Origin of the sequence: Pseudomonas sp. M2, assembly GCF_015751845.1 — a bacterium.
In the GTDB taxonomy this organism is placed as follows: Bacteria; Pseudomonadota; Gammaproteobacteria; order Pseudomonadales; family Pseudomonadaceae; genus Aquipseudomonas; species Aquipseudomonas putida_E.
On the sequence record NZ_JADOUD010000001.1, the window covers coordinates 1,886,013 to 1,910,575 of the forward strand.

General features: G+C 63.5%; 23 protein-coding genes. 13 read left to right on the forward strand and 10 right to left on the reverse strand.

Annotated features, from left to right (window positions below; translation table 11 throughout):
- Positions 1–56: 56 nt before the first annotated feature.
- The 3 genes from IWW33_RS08820 to IWW33_RS08830 form a co-directional block, all read right to left on the reverse strand.
- Complete coding sequence (locus IWW33_RS08820; RefSeq protein ID WP_012312426.1) at positions 57–635, reverse strand: YceI family protein; 579 nt, start codon at positions 633–635, stop codon at positions 57–59.
- 31 nt (positions 636–666) lie between these two features.
- Complete coding sequence (locus IWW33_RS08825) at positions 667–1,218, reverse strand: cytochrome b (RefSeq protein WP_046785034.1); 552 nt, start codon at positions 1,216–1,218, stop codon at positions 667–669.
- Positions 1,219–1,426: 208 nt separating this feature from the next.
- Positions 1,427–3,118, reverse strand: coding sequence for a flavin monoamine oxidase family protein (locus tag IWW33_RS08830; RefSeq protein WP_174141001.1), 1,692 nt, complete (start codon positions 3,116–3,118; stop codon positions 1,427–1,429).
- Between the two features lie 209 nt (positions 3,119–3,327).
- Between IWW33_RS08830 and IWW33_RS08835 the strand changes: the two genes are divergently transcribed.
- From IWW33_RS08835 to IWW33_RS08845, 3 genes are all read left to right on the forward strand, one after another.
- A complete protein-coding gene (locus tag IWW33_RS08835) occupies positions 3,328–3,819 on the forward strand; it encodes a hypothetical protein (protein WP_115273422.1) in 492 nt (163 codons plus the stop codon).
- Between the two features lie 78 nt (positions 3,820–3,897).
- Complete coding sequence (locus tag IWW33_RS08840) at positions 3,898–5,304, forward strand: adenosylmethionine--8-amino-7-oxononanoate transaminase (RefSeq protein WP_125923466.1); 1,407 nt, start codon at positions 3,898–3,900, stop codon at positions 5,302–5,304.
- Positions 5,305–5,475: 171 nt separating this feature from the next.
- On the forward strand, positions 5,476–6,195 hold the full coding sequence (locus tag IWW33_RS08845) for a 16S rRNA (uracil(1498)-N(3))-methyltransferase (RefSeq protein ID WP_046785030.1): 720 nt from the start codon (positions 5,476–5,478) through the stop codon (positions 6,193–6,195).
- Here IWW33_RS08845 and IWW33_RS08850 read toward each other — a convergent pair.
- The 7 genes from IWW33_RS08850 to IWW33_RS08880 are packed head-to-tail and all read right to left on the reverse strand — an operon-like array spanning position 6,192 to position 15,657.
- Positions 6,192–6,809, reverse strand: coding sequence for a hemolysin III family protein (locus tag IWW33_RS08850; protein WP_161871010.1), 618 nt, complete (start codon positions 6,807–6,809; stop codon positions 6,192–6,194). The genes IWW33_RS08845 and IWW33_RS08850 overlap by 4 nt on opposite strands.
- A gap of 57 nt (positions 6,810–6,866) precedes the next feature.
- Complete coding sequence (locus IWW33_RS08855; RefSeq protein WP_012312419.1) at positions 6,867–7,328, reverse strand: chemotaxis protein CheW; 462 nt, start codon at positions 7,326–7,328, stop codon at positions 6,867–6,869.
- Complete coding sequence (locus tag IWW33_RS08860; RefSeq protein ID WP_174141002.1) at positions 7,321–12,210, reverse strand: Hpt domain-containing protein; 4,890 nt, start codon at positions 12,208–12,210, stop codon at positions 7,321–7,323. Before IWW33_RS08860 ends, IWW33_RS08855 begins: the two co-directional genes overlap by 8 nt.
- 9 nt (positions 12,211–12,219) lie before the next feature.
- Positions 12,220–14,244, reverse strand: coding sequence for a methyl-accepting chemotaxis protein (locus tag IWW33_RS08865; RefSeq protein ID WP_217433248.1), 2,025 nt, complete (start codon positions 14,242–14,244; stop codon positions 12,220–12,222).
- Between the two features lie 47 nt (positions 14,245–14,291).
- Positions 14,292–14,846, reverse strand: a complete 555-nt coding sequence (locus IWW33_RS08870) for a chemotaxis protein CheW (protein WP_046785027.1) — start codon at positions 14,844–14,846, stop codon at positions 14,292–14,294.
- The gene (gene pilH, locus IWW33_RS08875; RefSeq protein WP_012312415.1) at positions 14,843–15,208 is read right to left on the reverse strand and encodes a twitching motility response regulator PilH; all 366 of its coding nucleotides are present in this window, start codon (positions 15,206–15,208) and stop codon (positions 14,843–14,845) included. The genes IWW33_RS08870 and pilH overlap by 4 nt, the downstream gene beginning before the upstream one ends.
- Before the next feature lie 47 nt (positions 15,209–15,255).
- A complete protein-coding gene (locus tag IWW33_RS08880) occupies positions 15,256–15,657 on the reverse strand; it encodes a response regulator (protein ID WP_039602038.1) in 402 nt (133 codons plus the stop codon).
- Positions 15,658–15,899: 242 nt separating this feature from the next.
- On the opposite strand from IWW33_RS08880, the gene gshB reads away from it, so the two are divergent.
- From gshB to IWW33_RS08930, 10 genes are all read left to right on the forward strand, one after another.
- Positions 15,900–16,853: a glutathione synthase gene (gshB, locus tag IWW33_RS08885; protein WP_039602037.1), complete on the forward strand. Its 954-nt coding sequence runs from the start codon at positions 15,900–15,902 to the stop codon at positions 16,851–16,853.
- A gap of 146 nt (positions 16,854–16,999) precedes the next feature.
- A complete protein-coding gene (locus IWW33_RS08890; RefSeq protein ID WP_174141003.1) occupies positions 17,000–17,902 on the forward strand; it encodes an energy transducer TonB in 903 nt (300 codons plus the stop codon).
- A gap of 61 nt (positions 17,903–17,963) precedes the next feature.
- Positions 17,964–18,533: a YqgE/AlgH family protein gene (locus IWW33_RS08895; RefSeq protein WP_046785025.1), complete on the forward strand. Its 570-nt coding sequence runs from the start codon at positions 17,964–17,966 to the stop codon at positions 18,531–18,533.
- Complete coding sequence (gene ruvX, locus IWW33_RS08900) at positions 18,533–18,958, forward strand: Holliday junction resolvase RuvX (protein WP_012312410.1); 426 nt, start codon at positions 18,533–18,535, stop codon at positions 18,956–18,958. Before IWW33_RS08895 ends, ruvX begins: the two co-directional genes overlap by 1 nt.
- A 49-nt stretch (positions 18,959–19,007) precedes the next feature.
- On the forward strand, positions 19,008–19,526 hold the full coding sequence (gene pyrR / locus IWW33_RS08905; protein ID WP_046785024.1) for a bifunctional pyr operon transcriptional regulator/uracil phosphoribosyltransferase PyrR: 519 nt from the start codon (positions 19,008–19,010) through the stop codon (positions 19,524–19,526).
- Positions 19,527–19,539: 13 nt separating this feature from the next.
- Positions 19,540–20,544 carry an aspartate carbamoyltransferase catalytic subunit gene (locus IWW33_RS08910; RefSeq protein ID WP_012312408.1) on the forward strand — a complete coding sequence of 335 codons (1,005 nt, stop codon included), beginning with the start codon at positions 19,540–19,542 and terminating at the stop codon, positions 20,542–20,544.
- Positions 20,541–21,812, forward strand: coding sequence for a dihydroorotase (locus IWW33_RS08915; protein WP_174141004.1), 1,272 nt, complete (start codon positions 20,541–20,543; stop codon positions 21,810–21,812). Before IWW33_RS08910 ends, IWW33_RS08915 begins: the two co-directional genes overlap by 4 nt.
- Before the next feature lie 253 nt (positions 21,813–22,065).
- On the forward strand, positions 22,066–22,596 hold the full coding sequence (gene hslV, locus IWW33_RS08920; protein WP_012312406.1) for an ATP-dependent protease subunit HslV: 531 nt from the start codon (positions 22,066–22,068) through the stop codon (positions 22,594–22,596).
- Positions 22,597–22,672: 76 nt separating this feature from the next.
- Positions 22,673–24,016, forward strand: coding sequence for an ATP-dependent protease ATPase subunit HslU (gene hslU / locus IWW33_RS08925; protein WP_046785022.1), 1,344 nt, complete (start codon positions 22,673–22,675; stop codon positions 24,014–24,016).
- A gap of 154 nt (positions 24,017–24,170) precedes the next feature.
- Positions 24,171–24,548: a DUF971 domain-containing protein gene (locus IWW33_RS08930; RefSeq protein WP_046785021.1), complete on the forward strand. Its 378-nt coding sequence runs from the start codon at positions 24,171–24,173 to the stop codon at positions 24,546–24,548.
- Positions 24,549–24,563 lie beyond the last annotated feature (15 nt).

Here is a 24,563-nt window from a genome sequence, read left to right on the forward strand (position 1 = left end):
ACCGGCAAATAAAAACGCCGCCCCATGGGGCGGCGTTTTTATTGCTCAGGCAATGATCACTTCTGCTTCACACCTTCGACGCTGATGTCCAGGTCCAGGGTCTGCGAGGTTGCGCCAGGGCCCTTGATACCGAAGTCGTTCAGGTTCAGCGTGGTGGTAGCGTTGAAGCCAGCACGCTCACCGCCCCATGGGTCCTTGCCCTCACCGTTGAAGGTGGCCTTGAAGGTCACAGGCTTGGTCACACCATGCAGTGTCAGGTCACCGGTCACGTCTGCAGTCTTTTCGCCGGTCGATTTGACGGCAGTGGAAACGAATTTCGCTTCCGGGTACTTCTTCACGTCCAGGAAGTCAGCGCTGGCGATATGCTTGTCGCGCTCGGCGTGATTCGACCACAGGCTGGCGGTTTTCAGGTCGACGCTGATCTTGCTGGCTTCAGGCTTGGCGCTATCCCAAGTGAAGTTGCCGTCGAAGTCCTTGAAGGTACCGTGAATGAAGCTGTAGCCCAGGTGGCTGATTTTCCAGTCGACGAACGCGTGCTGGCCTTCCTTGTCGATCTTGTACTCGGCGGCCATGGCCTGACCAGCACTGAGCAGAGCGGTACCGAGCGCCAGAGCGGCAAAAGTCTTTTTCAACATCCTTTCAGTTCCTTGCAATTGAGGTTGAGAGTCAAGCTTTGCGGCCCAGCATGCGAACCAGGGTCGCGTCACGGTCGATGTAATGGTGCTTCAGGGCAGCCAGGGCATGCAGCGCGGCGAAAATCACCAGGCCCCACGCCAGCCACAAATGAATAACGCCGGCCAGGTCTGCCTGATCAGGCAGGTCACTGACAAGGGCAGGTACTTCAAACAAGCCAAATACCGGAATACCGACACCGTCGGCGGTAGAGATCAGGTAGCCGGCGATCATCACCGCGAACAGGCCTGTGTACAGCGCCAAATGCCCCAACCTGGCGGCCAGGCGGGTAAATGCCCCGTGGCTGGCAGGCGCCGGCGGCGGTGGGCTGATGAAGCGCCACAGCACACGCACAAGCATGACAGCCAGCAGCACCAGGCCGATGCTCTTGTGCAGGTCCGGGCCTGCCTTGCGCCAAGGGCTGTAATAATCGAGACCGACCATCCACAGACCAAGACCGAAAAGACCAAAGACCGCCAGCGCAACGCCCCAGTGCAGGAGGATGCTGACCACGCCATAGCGAGAGGGTGAATTGCGCAGTTGCATGATGCCGTGTTTCCCCGTGAAAGCTATGCACAGACTAACGCGTAACGTATCGAATAAAAGCACAAAAAATTGCTTTGGATTATCGATAAATCCGATAGTAATTGTCCGAGCTGGCTATTAAGGAAACATTAACGATAGCGGGTAATTCCAGGTTGTCAGCCCTGGCCCTGCCGTCCGCTTGACGGTGACAGGGCCAGGCGATCACCCATCAGCCAGCCTTGGCCTGGGAGTGGGTAACGGCCTGTGTTTCAGGCTCCGATTTGGCTGGGGCCTTTTTTGCCTCGACAGGCGCCGGAGCAGCCTTGGCTTCGGGCTTGCCAGCGCTGCCGAACAGCCGCGAGAAGAAACCAGGCTTGTCCACCCGCGCCTCCTCGGCCTTCACCGGCTCGGCTTTGGCAGGTGCCTTTTCGGCGTTGTCTTCTTTGTCGGATGACCCACCAAACATGTTGGAGAAGAACCCACCTTTGTCCTTCTGCGACCCAGCAGTTGCCGCTACCGGGGCAGCTTTTACAGGGTCGAACGACTTGCCGGCCAGCAGGTCCTGCACCTGGCTGGCGGCACGCTGGCCACTGCGCAGGGCACCTTCGAGGGTGCCTGGGTACAGCGCGTCGGTGTGCTCACCTGCAAATGCAATGCGTTGCACCGGGCGCTCCCACAGGCGCCAGTACTTGCTGATCTGCCCGGGGCCAAAAGCCAGGTAAGCACCGCCAGTCCCGGCGTCGGCGCTGTAGCGCTTGACCTCATAACCGGTGAACGCGCCACGGGCCTTTGGATAGAAGGCATGCAGGCGGATCAATACCTGGTCGACCATCTGTTTGTCACCGAAGGCCTGTAGCAGACGGGCGTTGTCACCCGACAGGTTGATCACCACGTTGGCGCCACCTTTGAGTGCTGGCTCGATCCATAGCATGCCAAGGCCTGCGTTGCTGAAGATTTCGCCAGACATGCGCGCGCGGCTTTCCCAGACTGGCTGCTTGAATTTGAGCAGCAGCTGATCGCGCCAACCATAGTTGGTGCCCCTCAGCGCCGCGACGTGCTGGGTGTCCAGGGCCGGAGTGATCTGGATCTTGGCCAGGGCACGCAGCGGTACGGCCATGACCAGGTAATCGGCCTGATAGCTGGCGCTGCCGACCTTGACGGTGACCCCGCCGCTGTCCTGGACGATGGAGGTGACTGGCGAGCTGGTCTTGATGGTTTTCAGCTGCTTGACGAAAGCCTGGGCCAGTACCGGGCTGCCACCAGGCAAGCGGGCGGCACGCAGGTCACGGTCGCTGACGCCGCGGTAGACACGGCTCTGCTGGGCGAAGTAAAGCAGTGAGAGACGCGACGGTTCATCGTAGCGGGTACGGATCTGCTGGTTGATCAGCTGCCGTGCAGTGCTGGGCAACTGCAGCTTGTCGAGCCAGGTGGAAACGTTCATCTGGTCGAGGGCGAACAGCGTACTGGTCGCCTGTGGCTTGAGCGGGTCATCGATCGAACGGGCCAGGTCATCGAGGGTCTTCTCGTAGCGCTTGAGGGCTTGGGCGGTAGCCGGCTGCCTGGTAGCCAGGTCGCTGGCGCTGAAGTACTCACCGTCGATCAGATACCCGGGAGTGCGTACGAACTCAGGCGCGGGCAGTGTTTCAAGCTTGAAACGCTCGAGGTACTGGTTGAGCACCGGCTGAGCCTTGCTGTTGCCGACCCACTCACTGGTGGCCAGGCCCGAACGGCCGCCCATGCCCGCCTTGGCTTCCAGCAAGGTCACCTGCCACCCCTTGCTCTGCAGCTCGTAGGCTGCAGTCAGGCCTGCCAGGCCGCCACCCACCACGATTGCCGAAGGTGTCTTGTCCTTTGCCAGCGCGGCGCCGCTGGACACACCGATCAATACCAACGCGCACAGGCGCACCCAAGCAGCAGCCATGATGGCGAACTCCGAGTTGACGTTACAGAAATGGGAAGAGGCAAAGACGCCCCGAGATGATGCGTTAAGAATACGTCAGGTATGCCGACCCTGCCACCACAGCGCCATCAAGTCCTTTTGGCAACTGGCATTTTTGTCAGTAGACGAGCCTGCTGCCCTTGCGCAACGCTGGTCCGGGTGACTGGAAAAACCGACAAAAGGAACTGCGCATGACCTATGAGGAGCATTTTGCCCACATCAAAAGGCAGCTCCTGTGGCACAAACAAACGTTACTGACGCCCTCAGGCTTGCGTATCCGCAGCAATGGCACTTCATGGGCCGGTGTTCATGAAGCCTTCAAAGGTGAAGATGGCACCGAGCTGGTGATTGGCGAGCAGAGTGAAGTGGAAATCAGCTTCAGCCAGGAAGTCGAAAGCCTACGCCTGGAATGCTACGTCGTCAGCGACCAGCATTTCGAAGATGTGACAATGCTCATGGATACCGAGGGCTTCGATTGGGACGGGATTGCCCCGACCCCGCACAATTTTTACTGGCTGACGCTTTCGGGCAGCGGATACACCGAGTTCATGCCTGGCCATTTCTGCACTCAACCCTGCTACCAGCACCTCCCCGGGCCGTTTCGACGCCTGACCATCTCCACCTCCAGAGCCGGCACCGTGCATATCCGCAAGCTCGAGTGGACCCGCACCTGTCGTCATTGACCCGCAGCGGTTGTCCTGCCTCCCGGCATTGCTTAGGCTTACGCGGTCAAACATGCCGTAACGCCAGGAGAAGTGCCAATGGGCCTCAATGATCAGTGGATGCAGCGTGACCTGAAGGTCTTGTGGCACCCCTGCACCCAGATGAAAGACCACGAGCAGCTTGCGCTGATCCCGATCAAGCGCGGGGAAGGCGTGTGGCTCGAGGACTTCGAAGGCAAGCGCTACCTGGATGCGGTCAGTAGCTGGTGGGTCAATGTGTTTGGCCACGCCAACCCGCGCATCAACCAGCGCATCAAGGACCAGGTCGACCAGCTGGAGCATGTGATCCTCGCGGGCTTCAGCCACCAGCCGGTGATCGAGCTGTCCGAGCGCCTGGTCGCGATGACGCCTGCCGGTCTGGACCGGGTGTTCTATGCGGACAATGGCTCATCGTGCATCGAAGTGGCGCTGAAAATGAGCTTCCATTACTGGCAGAACATCGGCAAGCCGGCAAAAAAGCGCTTCGTCACCCTGACCAACAGCTACCACGGCGAGACCATCGCCGCCATGTCGGTGGGCGATGTGCCGCTGTTCACCGAGACCTACAAGGCGCTGCTGCTCGATACCATCAAAGTCCCCAGCCCGGATTGCTACCTGCGCCCCGAGGGCATGGGCTGGGAAGAACATTCGCGCAACATGTTCGCAGCCATGGAACAGACCCTGGCCGAACACCACGAGACCCTCTCGGCGGTAATAATCGAGCCGTTGATCCAGGGTGCAGGCGGCATGCGCATGTACCACCCGGTCTACCTCAAGCTGCTGCGCGAGGCTTGCGACCGCTATGGCGTGCACCTGATCCACGACGAGATTGCCGTGGGCTTTGGGCGCACCGGCACGATGTTCGCTTGTGAGCAGGCTGGCATCCGCCCCGATTTCCTGTGCCTGTCCAAGGCGCTGACCGGCGGCTACCTGCCGCTGGCCGCGTGCCTGACCACCGACACGGTGTACCAGGCTTTCTACGACGACTACCCGACCCTGCGCGCGTTCCTGCATTCGCACAGCTACACCGGCAACCCGCTGGCCTGCGCGGCGGCCCTGGCGACCCTGGACATCTTCGAACAGGACAACGTCATCGAGGCCAACAAGGCGTTGTCCGCACGCATGGCCAGCGCCACTGCGCACCTGGCCGATCATGCCCATGTTGCCGAAATTCGCCAGACCGGCATGGCCCTGGCGATCGAAATGGTCCAGGACAAGGCGGGCAAGGTCGCCTACCCGTGGCAGGAGCGCCGCGGCCTGAAAGTGTTCGAGCATGCCCTGACCCGCGGCGCCCTGCTGCGCCCGCTGGGCAGCGTGGTGTACTTCCTGCCGCCGTACGTGATCACGCCCGAGCAGATCGACTTCCTTGCCGAGGTGGCCAGTGAAGGCATCGATATTGCCACGCGAGACAGCGTCAGCGTGGCGGTACCGGCAAACTTCCACCCCGACTTCCGCGATCCGGGCTAACCGACCAGCAATCGCAACGCCTTGTAGGGGCGGCCTCGTGTCGCGAACGGGCTGCACAGCAGCCCCAAGGATCATTAGCGCCGCCAAATGACCGGAGCTACTGTGCGGCCCTTTGGTGACACAAGGCCGCGCCTACAAGGACGATGTCCAACCTTCTTCCTGAGCAGAACCATGAGACTGTCCCGCTTCTTCATCGACGCCCCCCTGAGCCTCGGCGAGCACGACCTGCCCGAAGCCCAGGCCCACTATATCGGCCGCGTACTGCGCATGGCCCCCGGCGCTGCCGTGCAACTGTTCGACGGCAGCGGCCAGGAATACCTGGGCCAATTGCTCGAAGTGGGCAAGAAGACCGTGCGCGTCAGCCTCGACCAGGCCGTTGCCGGCCAGGCCGAGTCGCCATTGCACATTCATCTAGGCCAAGGCCTTTCCCGCGGCGAGCGCATGGACTGGGCCATCCAGAAGGCCACCGAACTGGGCGCCAATGAAATCACCCCGATCGTCAGCGAACGCTGCGAAGTGCGCCTCAAAGACGAGCGCGCCGACAAGCGCCTCGCCCACTGGCGCCAGGTCGCGATCAGCGCCTGCGAGCAATGCGGCCGCTCGACGCTGCCGATCATCCACCCACCGGTGACCTTGGCCGACTGGATCAAGGGCAGCGATGCTGACCTGAAACTGGTCTTGCACCCTGTCGCAGAGCCGCTGACCAGTCATGACAAACCGGCACGCCTGGCGTTCCTGATTGGCCCCGAGGGTGGTTTGAGCGATGCCGAAGTCGAACAGGCCAAGGGGGCAGGCTTCCAAGCTGCCCGTCTTGGCCCACGCGTGTTGCGCACTGAAACAGCGCCGGTGGTGGCCCTTTCGGTGGCGCAACAGCTGTGGGGCGATTTTTAACGCACGTAGAGCAATACCGCCACGAAGTGCATCAGGCTGCCAGCGATGACGAACAGGTGCCAGATGCCGTGCCAGTGGCGGAATCGGCTGTCAAATGCGAAGAAAATGATGCCCACGGTGTAAAACACACCGCCCGCCGCCAACCAGGCAAAGCCGGCGGTGCCCAGGCTTTGCAACAGCGGCTTGACCGCCACCAGCACGATCCACCCCATCACCGCATAGATGATGATCGATAGGACCCGCGCCTCCGAGCGTGGCTTGATTTCCTGCAGCATGCCGATCACCGCCAGCCCCCAGACCACCCCGAACAGGCTCCAGCCCCAAGGCCCGCGCAGGCTCACCAGGCAGAAGGGTGTGTAGCTGCCGGCGATCAGCAGGTAGATGGACAGGTGATCGAGCTTGCGCATGATCACCTTCGCCCGGCCGCGGGTGCTGTGGTAGAGGGTCGAGATGCTGTAGAGCAGCAACAGCGTGCCGCCGTAGATGGAGAAGCTGACGATCTTCCAGGGGTCGCCCTGCAGGCCTGCAGCGACGATCAGCCAGATGGCGCCGATGCAGGCCAGAACGGCACCGACCAGATGGGTCCAAGCGTTGAAGCGTTCACCGTGATACATGCAAACACAGACCTCCCAAGCACCTGCAAGGTTCAAGCTGCAAGCTTACAGCTTCAGTCATTGCAGCTGCGCGTCACGCACCAGCCTTTCCAGCCCAACCAAGTCTGGCACCCGTGCCACCTGCTCGCCCACCTGCACAGCCGCCAATTCCAGGCTACCCAGCGCCACATCCACATAATTGAGCTGGCTGTCGAGCTTGCACGAGCGTGGAATGTCCTGCAGCAACACCGCCAGATATCGCAGCCCGGTATCGCCCAAAGCGTTCAGCACCACGATACGTGCCCGCTCGCCGCACGGTGTTTCACCACCGCACGCTGCCTCGAAGCCGATCAGCGGCAGGTGCTGCTGGCGCCAATCGATCCACCCCAGGTGCCAGGCCGGCTCGGCACGCTGGCACACCAGGTTGCGCTGGCCGATCAGCTCGGCCACCGCCACATTGGGCAACACCAGGGTTCGGTCGCCCAAGGGCAACAGCAGGCCGGTCAGGCTGCTGCGCTGGCCTGCGATCAACTCAAGCATGGGTTTGGCTCCAATGGGCGATACTCTGCAGCAGTACCGACTCCTGATAAGGCTTGCCCAGGTAGTCGTTGACGCCGATGGCCATGGCCCGGTCGCGGTGTTTCTGCCCGGTGCGCGAGGTGATCATGATGATCGGCAGGTCTTTGAGGCGCTCGTCGCGACGAATGCGGGTAGCCACTTCAAAGCCATCCATGCGCGGCATTTCGATGTCCAGCAGCAACACATCCGGGCGGTGCTCCTCCAGCAACGCCATGGCATCGACACCGTCCTTGGCCGTCAGCACGCTCATGCCATGGCGCTCCAGCAGGCGGCTGGTGACCTTGCGCACGGTCACCGAATCGTCCACCACCATCACCAGCGACGCCCGGCGCGGCGCCGGGCCGAACAGCGTGCGCTGCACCCCGCTCCCCCCCGGCAGCCGCGCCAGGCGACGCTGTTGGCCGCGCAACTGGCCAAGCAGATCAAGAATCAGTACCACCCGACCATCACCGAGCAGGGTCGCGCCAGACAACCCAGGCACGGCGGCGAACTGCGGGCCAAGGCTCTTCACCACAATCTCGCGGCTCGGCGACAGGCTATCGACCTGAATGGCGAACGACTGTTCCTGCGAATGCACCAGCAACACCGGCAATGGCACGCTCTGGCCCAGAAGGCTTGGCCGTGGCAGGCCTTGCAGCAGCTCGCCCAGGTAGCGCAAATCGTATTCATGGCCAGCATAGCCATAGCGCGGCACATCCCGCTGGTAACAGAGAGCCAGCTCGGCCGGCGGCACGCGCACGATACCTTCGATGGTGTTGAGCGGGATGGCATATTGCTCCTCACCCAGGTGGACCATCACCGCACGGTTGATCGACACGGTGAACGGCAGGCGAATCAGAAAGCGCGCACCTTTGCCCTGCGCCGACTCGATACTCATCGAGCCGCCCAGTTGCTTGACCTCTTCGTGCACCACGTCCATGCCCAGCCCACGCCCGGAAATCTGGGTGATCTTCTCTGCGGTGGAAAACCCCGGGCGCAAGATGAACTGCAGTATCTCGTGGTCGCTCAGGTGTGCCTGGGGGTCCAGCAGGCCACGCTTGATCGCCTTGCGCCGCACAGCCTCCAGCGGCACGCCGGCACCGTCGTCGGTCATCTCGATGACGATATCGGCCCCCTCATGGAGCAAATTCAGCTGGATGGTGCCCAGCTCAGGCTTGCCGGCAGCCAAGCGCGCTTCACGGGTTTCAAGGCCATGATCGACAGCATTGCGCAGCATGTGCTCCAAAGGTGCAACCATACGTTCGAGCACACTGCGATCAAGCTCACCTTCGGCATTGCCGACCACCAGTTCGACCTGCTTGCCCAACTCGCTGGCCACTTGGCGCACCACCCTCTGCAGGCGCGGCACCAGGCGCTCGAACGGCACCATCAACGTAGCGGTGAGGCCTTCCTGCAACTGGCTGTTCACCCTCGCCTGCTGCTGCAACAGGGCCTGCGCCTCCTGCGCGCGCTGGGCCAACGTCTCTTTCAGGTCAAGCAGGTCAGAAGCCGATTCGAACAACGCCCGTGACAATTGCTGCAGCTGGGAATGGCGGTCCATTTCCAGCGGGTCGAAATCCTCGTAGGCGTCCCCTTCGAACGGTTGACGGCTGCTGATTCGCCCTTGGGTTTCCATATCCAGGCGCAGCAACTGGTCGCGCATGCGCTCCAGGGTGGTTTCCATCTCGCTCAAGGCGAACTGGGCGTCATTGACCTGTTGCTCGATACGCCCACGGATGACCGAGTGCTCACCCGCCAGGTTGCCCAGGTCATCGAGCAGTTCGGCGTCCACCTTGACCAGGTCACCGGGGGCCCGCTCCGGCGTAGCGGCAGGTGCGTCGGCAGGTGCAGCCCCGGCCGGGGCCTGCCCGGCAGCGCTGTCGGTCAGGGCGGCGCTGCTGAAGTTGCGGATGTAGTCGATCAACGCGGTAGCCGCATGCAGCGGCTGCCCCAGGCGCACGGCGTCAAGCATGTGCGCCAGGCGGTCATGGCAGTTCTGCAACAGGGCGAACAACGGGGCACCAGGCGGCAAGCGCCCGGCAGCCAGCAGTTCGTACAAGAACTCCAGTTCGTGGGCCAGGTCGCCGATGGCGGCGATTTCCACCATGCGCGCCCCGCCCTTGAGCGTGTGCAAATCACGCAGCAGGTTGTCCACCTCGGCGCTGTTGCGCGGGTCGGCCTGCCAGCGCGCAAGTGCGGCGGCGGCACTTTCAACAATGTCAGAGCTTTCTTCGAGGAAGACTTCAAGCAGCTCCTTGTCGCCCGGGTTCTCGGCCTCTTCGGCCAACGCCGGGGGACCATCAAGGCGCGTGACCGACCCGGGTGCCACCAGGCCGGTGGCATCAGGTGCCGGTGCGTCGTCCAGCAAGCCACGCAAGCCGTCGATGCAGGCTGGGCGGGCGGACGGTTCCTGGCCGGCTGCGATCTCGTCGAGCATGTCGAGAAGTACCCCATGGGCTTGCCGTGCCTGGGCGAAGAAGCGTTCATCAGCAGCAAGGCTGCCCTCTTCCACCGCGCCATACAGGTCCAGCAACGCTTCACAGACATCGTCCATCTGCCTCAGGTCGGCCAGGTGCGCACCGTGACAGAGGGTGGTCAGCTCATCGAGCAAGCTGTCCAGCGACTGGCGTTGCCCAGGCTGCTCCTGCCAGCGCGACAACAGGGCCTCAGCATCCAGCAGAATGTCCATCGACTGGGCGAGGAAGCTGGCGATCACCTGTGGATCACGCTTGCCCCGGCGCCCATGCTGCGGCTCCTCATGCAAGCTGGCCAAGCGCATGTCCACGGCCTGACCGACCTGCTCGATCAACTGGGCCGCGCCCGGAATGGGAGCCAGCGGGCTGCTGCCCAATTGCGCGAGGCCCAGGTGCAACAGTGCGCGCGCCGCTTCCAGCCATTCCAGCTCGGCCATTTGCAAAGGCAAGTGGTGGCCCCGGTATTCGCGTACCAGCCGGTCGAACGCGGTGGCCAGTTCGGCGATCGGCAAAACGCCGGCCATCGCAGCGCTACCCTTGAGGGTATGCAAGGCGCGTTGCAGGGTGTCGCTGACATCGGTGTCATGGCCCCCGGCGCCCTGCAGAAATGCCTCCAGGCTGGCCAGATGGCCCTGCGCTTCATTACGGAATATGTCCAGCAACAGCGGATCGAGGCCATCGATTTCGGCACCTGCCGGCGAATCGTTTTCCGCCAGCGCATGCAGATGGCTCGCCAGCTGCTCGATCTCGGTCACCTGTGGCATCTGGCCGGCGGCAAAGTCAGCCAGCAGGTCGGGCAAATGAACCACGACCTGCTGCAGGGCCACCACACCCTCCGGGGCCAGCGCCATACGCCCTTCCAGTACCCGGTTGAGCAGGTGCTCACCGCCCCATGCCAATTCGGCGACCGCCTGGGCATGGACCATCCGGCCACTGCCTTTGAGCGTATGCAAGTCCCGGCGCACCTCCAGCAAGGCATCCCGCAGGCTGTTATCAGCGCGCCAGCGCAACCAGTGCCGCTCGATCTGCGGCAGCAGCTCGCCGGCCTCTTCAAGGAAAACCTCGCGCAACTCGTCATCAACCCCGTCGGTACTGCCGTCCTGGGCAATGACGCCTTCGCCAAGCGAGCACTGCACACCGAGCGCCGCCAGGCTGGCGCGCGCCCTGTCGAGGAAAGGTTGGGCATCGGCAAGAGGGTCGGCCACCCGCCATTGCAGGTAACACTCACTGGCGCTGAGGGCATCGGCCAGGTGGTCAAGCTCCTCCGGCGGCGGCTCGACGTCCAGGTGCTGCAACCAGCCGTGCACGTAACCTGCACAACCGGCCAAGACTTCGGCAGCTGCCGGCAGCATCAGCATCGCCAACGCCCCTCGCACTTGCTGCAGCAACCCCGGCAGTGGTTGCAGGCGCTGACGCGGCCAACCGGACTCCAGGCAATCTCCGATCAGGTCTTTGGCCTGCTGCAACACGTTCATCGATTCGTTCAACACCAGTTGGCGAATCTCGGCCAGGTCCGAGCCGGGCAAGCCGCCCTGCCCGCCCTGCTCCAGCGGGCCGACCATGCCATTGAGGCTCGCCTCCACATACAACAAGGCGCCCGCCACATCCATGAGTGCGGCGTCATCCGCCACGCGTTCACCCTGGGCCAACGCCTGCAGGGCCAGTACCTGATCGATGATGACCCGCCGAGGCTGCTGAAAGCCCAGGACCGCAAGGGTATCGGCCACATGACGCAAGGGGGCCAACAGGGCGTCCAGCTGTTCGCTGTGCTGACGATCCCCGCGTACGAACTGGTCCAGACGCTCCTTGATACGCATCAGGTCGTCGCACAATGCGCTGATCACCGAACGCAGGGCGTCACGCCCAGGCCCTGCCTGAACCTGCTCACGCCAATTGCCCAGCGACAGGTCTAGATTGGCCAGGTCGTCCGAGCCTGCAAAGCGCTGCGCCGCACCACTGACCAGGCTGCCTTGAGCCAAGGGCTCTACCCCCCTGCAAGCCCGCAACTGGTTAAGCAGCGGCAGCATGACCAACGGCAAGTCATGCCGCGCTCCGCGCAGCCGCTCCAGGTACGAGGGCAGTTGCTCAAGGCCGCGGAACAGCGGGCCCAGGCAGTCGCCGCGGGGGCTGACCTGGCCCTCGGCCAAGGCCCTGGCCAGCAACTCCAGCTCTTCGGCCAGGCGCGTGGCACCGCGCAGTTCGAGCATGCGCAGGCAGCCGTGAACCTGGTGCAGGTTATCCACCACGAACGCCAGCATGGACAAATCGTCCGTCTCCCCGGCAAAGCGCTCAAGGGCCTGGCGTGCCTGGCCCAGGCAATCGAGGATGGCCGCCTTGGTCCAGGCCAGGGCGACGGTATCGTGGCGCTCGGGGCTTACTGCTGCAGCCATCATGACTCCTCAGCGCCGCTCGGCAGGTGCAGGCAGGGTGAAACCGGACACGGAGCGGCGCATCTCGCTGGCCATTCGCGCCAGGTGGCGGATACTGTCGGCGGTTGCGCCGGAGCCAGCGGAGGTCTGCGCGGTAATCTGCTGGATCACCGACATGGTGTGGGAGATCTGCCCTGCCGAAGAGGTCTGCAACTGGGCGGCGTCGGAGATGCTGTGGATAAGTTCGGCGAGGTTCTGCGACACCCCTTCGATTTCGGCCAGCGCCACCCCGGCATCCTGCGCTAGGCGTGCACCGCGCACCACCTCGGCGGTGGTCTGTTCCATGGATATCACTGCCTCGTTGGTATCGGCCTGAATGGTGCGTACCAGTGCCTCGATCTGCCGCGTCGCCGAAGACGAACGCTCAGCCAGGCGCTGGACTTCATCGGCCACCACGGCAAACCCTCGGCCGGCCTCTCCCGCCAGCGAGGCCTGGATGGCGGCATTCAATGCGAGAATGTTGGTCTGATCGGCAATGTCGTCGATCAGGCTGACGATGTCGCCGATTTCCTGGGAAGACTCACCCAGACGCTTGATCCGCTTGGCGGTGTCCTGAATCTGCTCACGGATGTTGTCCATGCCGTTGATGGTGTTATGCACCACCTCGTTGCCCTTGTTGGCGATCGCCACCGAACGCTCGGCCACCTTGGCCGACTCGTAGGCATGCGCGGAAACCCGGTCGATCGATTCGACCATGTCGCCCACAGCCTCTGACGCCTCACTGATCTGTTCGGCCTGGTGCTCTGAAGCTTTGGCCAGCTGGCGGGCAGTGTTTTGCGTGTCCTGCACTGCGGCAGCCACTTGCTCGGCGCTGTGGTTGATGGTGGCCACCAGGTCGCGCAATTGGTCGACGGAATAGTTGATCGAGTCGGCGATGGCACCGGTGAAGTCCTCGGTCACCGACACGGTCACGGTCAGGTCACCGTCGGCGAGCTCCTCGATCTCATCGAGCAGGCGCATGATCGCCTGCTGATTGCGCTCATTTTTCTCGGCGGTTTCCTGCAGTTGACGATGGGTTGCCCGCACCATCACCAGGCCGATCAGGATGATCGAGGCCAGCGCCAGCAGCCCCAGAACATACCCGCCCACAGTATCGAGGGTACGCCCGGCTGCCAGGTTCTCGAAGCCGTTGGCAAGGTGCGAGGCTTCGTCGAGCAATGTTTGCGAGAGGCTGAAAATGTTCCCGGCCGCTTCGCGAACGCGGAACAGCTCGGGCGAGGTTTCGAGGATTTCATCGACTGAACCGGCGACGAACTGGAACAGTTCGGCGATTTCGGCCAGGCGCGCACGTGCGTCGGCATCCTCGACGCGTGTCACCTGAATCGCCGGGTTGCCCGCCAGCATGCCTTCGAGCACCTGACCAAACCGGCTGGCATCGCGGCCGAAGGCATCGGCGGCCTGGGCGGCTGAGTCGTCGCCAGCCAGCACCGTGTTGACCGACCCCAGAATGCGTTCTGCGAGCAGCAACTGACGCTGGGCCACCACTACCTGGCTGGCCGGAGCCCCACTCTGCAGCAAGACCTCCACAACCTTCTCGTACTCGACCTGTAGCTGCGGTACGGTTTCGGCCAAGGTCGCCGCCACCTGATGCAGCGATAGCACGGTCTGCTCGCTGGCCAGGATGATATCGGTGTCCTTGCGCAGGTTTTCCCAGTCCTGTCGCACCGCTTCCATTTCATCCTTCACGGCGGCGGGCGCCGCTGGCAGGCCAGTGGACTTGTCACCTTCGCGCAGGTAGCTCCAGCGCTGCTCGAAATCGTTGCGCGCATCCGAAAGCAGCTTGAAAGCCAGCGCCTTGCCGGTTGCAGCCTCGGTAGCATTCTTGGCGATGCGCTGCGACAGCACGCGCAGCTCGCCGGCATGGCCGATGTACTGTTTGTCGTGATTGGACTGGGTGTTGAGGTACGCAAAATTGGCGAACAGCAGGATGATCGACAGGATCAGCACCACGAACAGCACAGTGATCTGAGCGATGCTGCGCGTGCGCGGGGTCATGCTGGTAGGGGCGACATTGGTGGCCGGCTTGTTCACGTTCGAATGTCCTATAGCGCCACGTCGAGAAAGCCCGGCGCCTGGGCCAGGGCGAAGGGGCTGAAGATGGCCCAGTTGCGCTCACGCGGGAAATGCCCCTGAACGAACCGTGCAGCGGCGCGGATCAGCGGCTGTGGCGGCGCAAGTTCCAGGGTATCCAGGGCAAAATGCTGCAGGCCGAGCACTTCGTCCACCAGCAGGCCGACGAACAGGTCCTCATGGTCCAGCACCAGCACGCGCCGCTGCTTGCCCGTTGCCGCGGGACCGAGGCCGAAAAAGCTGCTCAGGTCCATCACCGGCAACAACCTGCCGCGCAGGTTGGCTACCCCGCAAACCCAAGGCTGTACGCCCGGCACCCGACTGCTGCGTGGCTCGCGCGACACTTCGGCCACCTCGCCCATCGGCGCGACGAACCACTGCCCGGCAACGCGAAAGCCGATACCGCTCCATTGCTGCAGGCGCGTGTCCTGCGGCGGCTGGTCGGCAACCAGCAGTCGGCATCGCCGGTCGATGTCCAGCAACAGCTCGAAGGCGGTCAGCGACGCGCCTTGGGGGCGGGTGGTCAAGCGCCCAGCACTTCGTTGAGCTTTGCGATCAGGGCGTGCTCTTCCACCGGCTTGGTGACGAAGCCGCGCGCACCCTGGCGCTGCGCCCAGATACGGTCGGTTTCCTGGTCCTTGGTGGTAACGATGAGCACAGGAATTGCGCTGGTTTCCGGGTCCTTGCTCAATTGCCGGGTGGCCTGGAAGCCGTTCATGCCGGGCATGACGATGTCCATCAGCACCGCGTCGGGCTTTTCCTGGCGGGCCAGGGCCACAGCGTCAGCGCCGTTGTTGGCCTTGAGCACTTGGTGGCCATGCTTTTCGAGCCACTCGGTCAATCTGTACATCTCTGTCGGCGAATCGTCGACAATCAGAACTCGGGCCATGCTTTTTCCCCATCAGGAAAATAAAAGCCACGCCACCTCGGGCGTGGTCAGGGTGCGTGTTGTTCGTGCGCGGCGAACCCGGGCACGTGGGCCCTGATCGCGTCGAGCAGTTCTTCCTTGCTGAATGGTTTGGTCAGGAACTGATCGGAGCCGACCACCCGCCCGCGCGCCTTGTCGAACAGGCCGTCGCGCGACGACAGCAGGATGACCGGGATGTCCTTGAAGGCGCTGTTGTGCTTGATCACGGCGCAGGTCTGGTAGCCATCCAGGCGCGGCATGAGCACGTCGACGAAGATGATCTGTGGCTGGTGGTCAACGATCTTGGCCAGGGCATCGAAACCGTCGCTGGCGGTGATCACCTCGCAGCCTGCTTCACCGAGCAACATCTGCGCAGTGCGGCGGATCGTGCGTGAATCGTCGATCACCATCACCTTCAGGGGTTGTTCCATAGATGCCTACCAGAAAAAATTGAGCTGCAAGATGCAAGCGTCAAGCTGCAAGAAAAGGCGGACTGGCACATGGCTGGCTTTTTCCTGAGGCTTGTAGCTTAAGGCTTGCAGCTCATTTTTAGCACACTCCGGGTGGCCATTCCATCTACCGCGCCCCTTGACCCGCGGCGTTCGCGGCGCCACCCTGAGCCACTTTTCTTTCGATTCGTCGCGGCTACCCGCCGCCAAGAGGAACCACCCCCATGAGCGTTCGCCTCGGCATTGTCATGGACCCCATCGCGTCCATCTCCTACAAGAAGGACAGCTCGCTGGCCATGCTGCTGGCCGCCCAGGCCCGTGGCTGGAGCCTGTTCTACATGGAACAGCGCGACCTGTACCAGGCCGAAGGCAAGGCCCGCGCGCGGATGCGCCCACTCAATGTGTTCGCCGACCCGGCGCGCTGGTTCGAGCTGGGCGAAGAGCAGGACAGCCCGCTGGCCGAACTGGACGTGATCCTGATGCGCAAGGACCCGCCGTTCGACATGGAGTTCGTCTACAGCACCTACCTGCTGGAGCAGGCCGAAGCCGAAGGCGTGCTGGTGGTCAACCGCCCACAGAGCCTGCGCGACTGTAACGAAAAACTGTTCGCCACCCTGTTCCCGCAATGCACGCCGCCTACCCTGGTGAGCCGCCGCCCGGACATCATTCGCGCCTTCGCCGCCCAGCATGGCGACGTGATCCTCAAGCCCCTGGACGGCATGGGCGGCACCTCGATCTTCCGCCACCGGGCTGGTGACCCCAACCTGTCGGTCATTCTCGAAACCCTGACCGCGCTGGGCGCCCAGCAAATCATGGCCCAGGCCTACCTGCCGGCCATCAAGGACGGCGACAAGCGGATCCTGATGATCGACGGCGAACCGGTCGACTACTGCCTGGCGCGCATCCCGGCCAGCGGTGAGACACGCGGCAACCTGGCCGCAGGCGGGCGTGGCGAAGCACGCCCGCTGAGCGAGCGTGACCGCTGGATTGCTGCCCAGGTCGGCCCGACCCTGCGTGCAAAAGGCCTGCTGTTCGTCGGCCTTGACGTGATCGGCGACTACCTCACCGAGATCAACGTCACCAGCCCGACCTGCATCCGCGAGATCGACGCGGCCTACAACACCGATATCGGTGGCAAGCTGATGGATGCCATTGATCGCCAGTTGAAGGCGCGCTGACCGCCGACGCGGAGCAAAAGCGCAGAGTGGGGTATGATGCGCAGCCGCAAGCTGCAAGCTGCAAGCCGCAAAAAAAGCCGGCCTGCACCAACCTGCCCTTACTTGCAGCTTGCGGCTTGTAGCTTGTAGCTGACTGTGGATACCTGATGACGCTGCCCGCCGACATCCCCGCCGACCTGCTTCCACCCCGCGTTCGCCCGGTGGACCGGCTTGGTTTTACCCTGTTCCTGGCTGCCCTGGTGCACCTGGCGCTGATCCTCGGCGTGGGCTTTACCGTGGTCAAGCCGGCTGAAATCCGCCAGACCATGGACATCACCCTGGCCACCTTCAAAAGCGAGAAGCCGCCGGAGAAGGCCGATTTCCAGGCCCAGGCCAACCAGCAAGGCAGCGGCACCCTGGAGAAGAAGGCGGTACCCACCACTACCGAGGTCGCGCCGTTCCAGGACAGCAAGATCAACAAGGTCACCCCGCCGCCGGCGGCAAAACCTGAAGTGAAACCGCCGCCTGCGCCGCAAAAATCCGCCGTGGCCACCCAAGCCCCCAAGGCGCAGAAGGTCGAGCCCAAGCCGAAGGAAAGCAAGCCGCAGCCCAAACCGGCAGCAACGCCAGATTTCGACAGTTCGCAGTTGTCGAGCCAGATCGCCAGCCTCGAGGCCGAGCTGTCCAACGAACAGCAGATGTACGCCAAGCGCCCGCGCATCCACCGCCTGAACGCTGCCTCGACCATGCGCGACAAGGGCGCCTGGTACAAGGAGGAGTGGCGCAAGAAGGTCGAGCGGGTGGGCAACCTCAATTACCCCGACGAAGCACGCCGCCAGCAGATTTACGGCAACCTGCGGATGATGGTGTCGATCAACCGTGATGGCTCGCTCTATGAGGTGCTGGTGCTCGAGTCGTCCGGGCAGCCGGTGCTGGACCAGGCAGCCCAACGCATCGTGCGGCTGGCGGCGCCGTTTGCGCCGTTTACCGGAGACCTGGCGGAATACGACCGGCTGGAAATCATCCGTACCTGGCGGTTTGCCCGTGGGGATCGGCTTTCCAGTAACTGAGCTGCAAGCTGCAAGCTCGAATGCCTTGTCAGCCTCGCCACCTGGCGCCACACTATCCCCCATGAAAAACCTCGCCCCGAGCTACCTCAAGCATCAGTTCCTGATCGCCATGCCGCACATGGCCGATCCGAACTTTGCCCAGACCCTCACGTACATCGTCGAGCACAACGCCAATGGGGCCATGGGCCTGGTGGTCAATCGACCTCAGGAGCTGAACCTGGCGGACATTCTCGAGCAGTTGCGCCCGGACGAGGAACCGCCGGCCAGCACCCTGCAGGTGCCGATCTACCAGGGCGGCCCGGTGCAGACCGACCGCGGCTTCGTACTGCACAGCAGCGAATGCAGCTACCAGGCCACTGTCGAGCTGCAAGGCCTGTCGCTGTCCACCTCGCAGGATGTGCTGTTCGCCATCGCCGAGGGCGTAGGGCCACAAAAGAGCCTGATCACCCTGGGCTATGCCGGCTGGGAAGCCGGGCAACTGGAGGCGGAACTCGCCGATAACGCCTGGCTGAACTGCCCGTTCGATGCGGACATCATTTTTGGCCTGGCCAGTGAACAGCGCCTGGGGGCCGCAGCCGCCAGCCTGGGCATCAACCTCAGCCTGCTGACCAGCCAGGCGGGCCACGCCTGATGGCCGAGCTGCGCCTGCTGCTGGGCTTCGACTACGGCAGCAAACAGATCGGTGTGGCCGTCGGCCAGGTAGTGACCGGCCAGGCACGTGAACTGTGTACGCTCAAAGCGCAGAATGGCGTGCCGGACTGGGCCCAGGTGGAAAAACTGATCAATGAGTGGAAGCCCGATGCCATCGTTGTCGGCCTGCCATTGAACATGGACGGCACGCCAAGCGAAATGAGCGCCCGCGCCGAAAAGTTCGCCCGCCGCCTCAACGGCCGTTTCAACCTGCCGGTGCACACCCACGACGAACGCCTGACCACTTTCGAGGCCAAGGGCGAGCGCATGGCCCGCGGCGGCCAGCGCGGCAGTTACCGTGACAACCCGGTCGATGCCATCGCCGCGGCCCTGCTGCTGCAAGGCTGGCTGGAGGCCAATACCTAATTTTCCGCTTTGCCGTCGGCCCAACCCGGCGCCCTCCAGGAGACACGCAATGAGCCTACCCAATCCCGCCGATCTGATCCGGCAGATGGCTGTCGACCTTCGCGCCCATCTCGCCCGCCGCGGCATCACCGAGCCGCGTTACATCGGCATCCGCACCGGCGGCGTCTGGGTAGCCCAGGCCCTGCAGCAGGAACTGGCCGATGCCAGCCCGCTGGGCACCCTGGACGTGTCGTTCTACCGCGACGATTTCAGCCAGAACGGCCTGCACCCTCAAGTGCGCCCGTCAGAGCTGCCGTTCGAGGTCGAAGGCCAGCACCTGGTCCTGATCGACGACGTGCTGATGAGCGGCCGCACCATTCGCGCCGCGCTCAACGAACTGTTCGATTACGGCCGCCCGGCCAGCGTGACCCTGGTCTGCCTGCTTGACCTGGACGCCGGCGAACTGCCGATCCGCCCCAACGTGCTGGGTGCCACCCTGTCGCTGGCGGCCCATGAACGGGTAAAATTGACCGGCCCCGCACCGCTCGCACTCGAGCGCCAGGACCTCGCCACCGCTTCCGCCCTTTAAGAGTCCACTCGCGATGACGCCAATCGACGCCAAGCGCCCGCTGCAGCTCAATGATCAGGGCCAGCTGCGCCACTTTCTCTCGCTCGACGGTTTGCCCCGCGAACTGCTCACCGAGATCCTCGACACCGCCGACTCGTTCCTCGAAGTCGGCGCACGGGCCGTCAAGAAAGTCCCGTTGCTGCGCGGCAAGACCGTGTGCAACGTGTTCTTCGAGAACTCGACCCGCACCCGCACCACCTTCGAACTGGCCGCCCAGCGCCTGTCGGCCGACGTGATCAGCCTGAATGTGTCGACCTCCTCGACCAGCAAGGGCGAAACCCTGTTCGACACCCTGCGCAACCTCGAAGCCATGGCCGCCGACATGTTCGTCGTGCGCCACTCCGACTCGGGTGCCGCGCACTTCATCGCCGAGCATGTATGCCCGGATGTCGCGGTGATCAACGGCGGTGACGGCCGCCATGCGCACCCGACCCAAGGCATGCTCGACATGCTGACCATCCGCCGCCACAAAGGCAGCTTCGAGAACCTGTCCGTGGCGATCGTCGGCGATATCCTGCACTCGCGTGTGGCCCGCTCCGACATGCTCGCGCTCAAGGCGCTGGGCTGCCCGGACATCCGCGTGATCGGCCCGAAAACCTTGATCCCGATTGGTATCGAGCAGTACGGCGTGAAGGTCTACACCGACCTCACAGAAGGGCTGAAGGACGTCGATGTGGTGATCATGCTGCGCCTGCAGCGTGAACGCATGGCCGGCGGCCTGCTGCCCAGCGAGGGTGAGTTCTACCGCCTGTTCGGCCTGACCACCGCGCGCCTTGCTGGCGCCAAGCCGGACGCCATCGTCATGCACCCGGGGCCGATCAACCGCGGCGTGGAGATCGAGTCGGCGGTGGCCGACGGTAAGCATTCGGTGATCCTCAACCAGGTCACCTACGGCATCGCCGTGCGCATGGCGGTGCTGTCCATGGCCATGAGCGGGCAGAACACGCAACGTCAACTCGACCAGGAGAACGCCCAGTGACCCTCAGCATTCTTGGCGCCCGGGTCATCGACCCCAAGAGTGGCCTGGACCACGTCACCGACCTGCACCTGGACGGTGGCCGCATTGCCGCCATCGGCGCGGCCCCGGCTGGCTTCAGCGCCAGCCGTACAATCCAGGCAGATGGCCTGATCGCCGCACCCGGCCTGGTCGACCTCGGTGTATCGCTGCGCGAGCCGGGTTACAGCCGCAAGGGCACCATTGCCAGTGAAACCCGCGCCGCCGTGGCCGGAGGCGTCACCAGCCTGTGCTGCCCACCGCAGACCAAGCCGGTGCTCGATACCTCGGCAGTGGCCGAGCTGATCCTCGACCGCGCCCGCGAAGCCGGCAACAGCAAGGTCTACCCCATCGGCGCCCTGACCAAGGGCCTGGAAGGCGAGCAACTGGCCGAACTGGTCGCCCTGCGTGACACCGGTTGCGTAGCCTTCGGCAACGGCCTGAAAGAAATCCCCAACAACCGTACCCTGGCCCGTGCCCTGGAATACGCTGCCACCTTCGACCTGACCGTGGTCTTCCACTCCCAGGACCGCGACCTGGCCCAGGGCGGCCTGGCCCATGAAGGCGCGATGGCCAGTTTCCTCGGCCTGCCCGGCATTCCGGAAACCGCAGAGACCGTGGCCCTGGCGCGCAACCTGCTGCTGGTCGAGCAGGCCGGCGTACGTGCGCACTTCACCCAGATCACCAGCGCCCGTGGCGCGCGGCTGATCGCCCAGGCCCAACAACTCGGCCTGCCAGTGACCGCCGATGTGGCGTTGTACCAGCTGATCCTCACCGACGAGTCGCTGCGGGAGTTCTCAAGCCTCTACCACGTGCAGCCGCCACTGCGTAGCGCCGCCGACCGCGATGGCCTGCGCGAAGCGGTCAGATCGGGCGTGATCCAGGCGATCTCCAGCCATCACCAGCCGCACGAGCGCGATGCCAAGCTGGCCCCGTTCGGTGCCACCGAGCCCGGTATCAGCAGCGTCGAACTGCTGCTGCCATTGGCCATGACGCTGGTGGAAGACGGCCTGCTCGACCTGCCGACCCTGCTCGCCCGCCTGACCAGCGGCCCGGCGGCTGCCATGCGCCTGCCGGCGGGTGAACTGAAGTTGGGTGGTACGGCAGACCTGGTGCTGTTCGATGCCAAGGCCTCGACGGTTGCCGGCGAACAATGGTACTCGCGCGGCGACAACTGCCCGTTCATCGGCCACTGCCTGCCCGGCGCGGTGCGTTACACCGTGGTCGACGGGCACGTCTGCCACGAGGGCTGAGTAAGCACAACGCTCGCTGTAGGAGCGGCCTTGTGTCGCGAAAGGGGTGCGAAGCAGCCCCGGGAATTTCCGAATAGTTCCGGGATCTTGGGGCCGCTTTGCGGCCCTTTCGCGACACAAGGCCGCTCCTACAGCAACCGCGCCCCGCACAGGCTGATAGCAACCATTCATCCCCCTCGGTTGAAATCCTTCCCCCAACCCCCATATGAGTCTGCATCAGGCAATTTTGCCCCGCTGCGTGGAGACTCTCCCCTTGACCACCATCGTTTCTGTCCGCCGTCACGGCAAAGTCGTCATGGGCGGCGACGGCCAGGTATCTCTCGGCAACACCGTCATGAAAGGCAACGCCAAAAAGGTACGTCGCCTGTACAACGGTGAGGTCATCGCCGGTTTCGCCGGCGCCACCGCCGACGCGTTCACCCTGTTCGAGCGCTTCGAAGCTCAACTGCAGAAACACTCCGGCCATTTGGTGCGGGCCGCCGTCGAGCTGGCCAAAGAATGGCGTACCGACCGCTCCCTGAGCCGCCTGGAGGCCATGCTGGCCGTGGCCAACAAGGACGCATCGCTGATCATCACCGGCAACGGTGACGTGGTCGAGCCAGAAGACGGCCTGATCGCCATGGGCTCCGGCGGCGCCTACGCCCAGGCCGCGGCCCGCGCCCTGCTGAACAAGACTGACCTCTCGGCCCGCGAAATCGCCGAAACCGCACTGAACATCGCCGGAGACATCTGCGTGTTCACCAACCACAACCTGACCATCGAGGAGCAGGACCTGGCCGAGTGATCAGCTGTTCTGGCGCCCCGTCCCGGTGACGGGGCTTTTCCACGCTGACTCATTCTGCTCGAGGACCATTTTCATCATGTCCATGACCCCCCGCGAGATCGTCCACGAACTCAACCGCCACATCATCGGCCAGGACGACGCCAAGCGCGCCGTGGCCATCGCCCTGCGCAACCGCTGGCGGCGGATGCAGCTGCCAGCCGAGCTGCGCGCCGAGGTGACGCCTAAAAACATTCTGATGATCGGCCCCACCGGCGTCGGCAAGACCGAAATTGCCCGCCGCCTGGCCAAGCTGGCCAACGCACCATTCCTCAAGGTCGAAGCGACCAAGTTCACCGAGGTGGGCTACGTTGGCCGCGATGTCGAGTCGATCATCCGCGACCTGGCCGACGCCGCGATGAAGATGCTGCGCGAGCAAGAGATCATCCGCGTGCGCCACCGCGCCGAAGATGCCGCCGAAGACCGTATTCTCGACGCCCTGCTGCCGCAGGCCCGGGTCACCAGCTTCAGCGAGGAAGCCGCGCAGACCAGCAGCGACTCCAATACCCGCCAGCTGTTCCGCAAGCGCCTGCGTGAAGGCCAACTGGACGACAAGGAAATCGAAATCGAGGTGGCCGACGCCGTTGGCGTCGAAATCGCCGCGCCGCCCGGCATGGAAGAGATGACCAACCAGCTGCAGAGCCTGTTCGCCAACATGGGCAAGGGCAAGCGCAAGGCGCGCAAGCTCAAGGTCAAAGAAGCGCTGAAGATGGTTCGCGACGAAGAAGCGAGCCGCCTGGTCAACGATGATGACTTGAAGGCAAAGGCCCTGGAAGCGGTCGAACAGCACGGCATCGTATTCATCGACGAAATCGACAAGGTGGCCAAGCGTGGCAACGTCGGCGGCGCTGATGTGTCCCGTGAAGGCGTGCAGCGCGACCTGCTGCCACTGATCGAAGGCTGCACCGTCAACACCAAGCTGGGCATGGTCAAGACCGACCACATCCTGTTCATCGCCTCCGGCGCGTTCCACCTGAGCAAGCCGAGCGACCTGGTCCCTGAACTGCAAGGCCGCCTGCCGATCCGCGTGGAGCTCAAGGCGCTGACCCCGGAAGACTTCGAGCGCATCCTGCAAGAGCCGCACGCTTCGCTGACCGAGCAGTACCGCGAGCTGCTCAAGACCGAAGGCCTGAACATCGAGTTCAAGGCAGACGGTATCAAGCGCCTGGCCGAGATCGCCTTCCAGGTCAACGAGAAGACCGAGAACATCGGTGCCCGCCGCCTGCACACCCTGCTCGAGCGCCTGCTCGAAGAGGTGTCGTTCAGTGCCGGCGACCTGGCCAGTGCACATGATGAAGCACCGATCCAGATCGACGCAGCGTACGTGAACGGCCATCTGGGTGAGCTGGCCCAGAACGAAGACCTGTCGCGCTACATCCTTTAAGCGGCGAGCTGCAAGCTGCAAGCGACAAGCTGTTTGGCGTCGCTTGCAGCACTGCGCTCACATGATCTTTCCATGGTGGCTCTAATATCACTTCTTGCAGCTTGAAGCTTGAAGCTTGAAGCTTGAAGCTTGTCGCTCAGAAGAGATTCAGACCATGGCCCGCATGCCAACCGCCATCAACCTGCACAAAGCCTCCAGGACACTCAGCCTCACCTACGGTCCCGACGAGGCCTACCACCTGCCCGCCGAATTCCTGCGCGTGCACTCCCCCTCCGCCGAGGTCCAGGGCCACGGCAACCCCATCCTGCAATTCGGCAAGATCAATGTCGGCCTCAGCGGCCTTGAGCCCGCTGGCCAATATGCACTGAAACTGACCTTCGACGACGGCCATGACAGCGGGCTGTTCACCTGGGAATACCTGGAGCAGCTGTGCCTGCGTCAGGAACAACTCTGGGCCGAGTACCTCGATGAGTTGCACAAGGCCGGCAAATCCCGCGATCCTGCCGAAACAGTGGTCAAACTGATGCTCTAGCTCAAGCCTTCCACG

Excerpts from the sequence above, each read along its gene's own strand:
- IWW33_RS08820 (WP_012312426.1), bottom strand. The coding sequence starts at position 635 with ATGTTGAAAAAGACTTTTGCCGCTCTGGCGCTCGGTACCGCTCTGCTC.
- IWW33_RS08825 (WP_046785034.1), bottom strand. The coding sequence starts at position 1,218 with ATGCAACTGCGCAATTCACCCTCTCGCTATGGCGTGGTCAGCATCCTC.
- IWW33_RS08830 (WP_174141001.1), bottom strand. The coding sequence starts at position 3,118 with ATGGCTGCTGCTTGGGTGCGCCTGTGCGCGTTGGTATTGATCGGTGTG.
- IWW33_RS08835 (WP_115273422.1), top strand. The coding sequence starts at position 3,328 with ATGACCTATGAGGAGCATTTTGCCCACATCAAAAGGCAGCTCCTGTGG.
- IWW33_RS08840 (WP_125923466.1), top strand. The coding sequence starts at position 3,898 with ATGGGCCTCAATGATCAGTGGATGCAGCGTGACCTGAAGGTCTTGTGG.
- IWW33_RS08845 (WP_046785030.1), top strand. The coding sequence starts at position 5,476 with ATGAGACTGTCCCGCTTCTTCATCGACGCCCCCCTGAGCCTCGGCGAG.
- IWW33_RS08850 (WP_161871010.1), bottom strand. The coding sequence starts at position 6,809 with ATGTATCACGGTGAACGCTTCAACGCTTGGACCCATCTGGTCGGTGCC.
- IWW33_RS08855 (WP_012312419.1), bottom strand. The coding sequence starts at position 7,328 with ATGCTTGAGTTGATCGCAGGCCAGCGCAGCAGCCTGACCGGCCTGCTG.
- IWW33_RS08860 (WP_174141002.1), bottom strand. The coding sequence starts at position 12,210 with ATGGCTGCAGCAGTAAGCCCCGAGCGCCACGATACCGTCGCCCTGGCC.
- IWW33_RS08865 (WP_217433248.1), bottom strand. The coding sequence starts at position 14,244 with ATGACCCCGCGCACGCGCAGCATCGCTCAGATCACTGTGCTGTTCGTG.
- pilH (WP_012312415.1), bottom strand. The coding sequence starts at position 15,208 with ATGGCCCGAGTTCTGATTGTCGACGATTCGCCGACAGAGATGTACAGA.
- IWW33_RS08880 (WP_039602038.1), bottom strand. The coding sequence starts at position 15,657 with ATGGAACAACCCCTGAAGGTGATGGTGATCGACGATTCACGCACGATC.
- gshB (WP_039602037.1), top strand. The coding sequence starts at position 15,900 with ATGAGCGTTCGCCTCGGCATTGTCATGGACCCCATCGCGTCCATCTCC.
- IWW33_RS08890 (WP_174141003.1), top strand. The coding sequence starts at position 17,000 with ATGACGCTGCCCGCCGACATCCCCGCCGACCTGCTTCCACCCCGCGTT.
- IWW33_RS08895 (WP_046785025.1), top strand. The coding sequence starts at position 17,964 with ATGAAAAACCTCGCCCCGAGCTACCTCAAGCATCAGTTCCTGATCGCC.
- ruvX (WP_012312410.1), top strand. The coding sequence starts at position 18,533 with ATGGCCGAGCTGCGCCTGCTGCTGGGCTTCGACTACGGCAGCAAACAG.
- pyrR (WP_046785024.1), top strand. The coding sequence starts at position 19,008 with ATGAGCCTACCCAATCCCGCCGATCTGATCCGGCAGATGGCTGTCGAC.
- IWW33_RS08910 (WP_012312408.1), top strand. The coding sequence starts at position 19,540 with ATGACGCCAATCGACGCCAAGCGCCCGCTGCAGCTCAATGATCAGGGC.
- hslU (WP_046785022.1), top strand. The coding sequence starts at position 22,673 with ATGTCCATGACCCCCCGCGAGATCGTCCACGAACTCAACCGCCACATC.
- IWW33_RS08930 (WP_046785021.1), top strand. The coding sequence starts at position 24,171 with ATGGCCCGCATGCCAACCGCCATCAACCTGCACAAAGCCTCCAGGACA.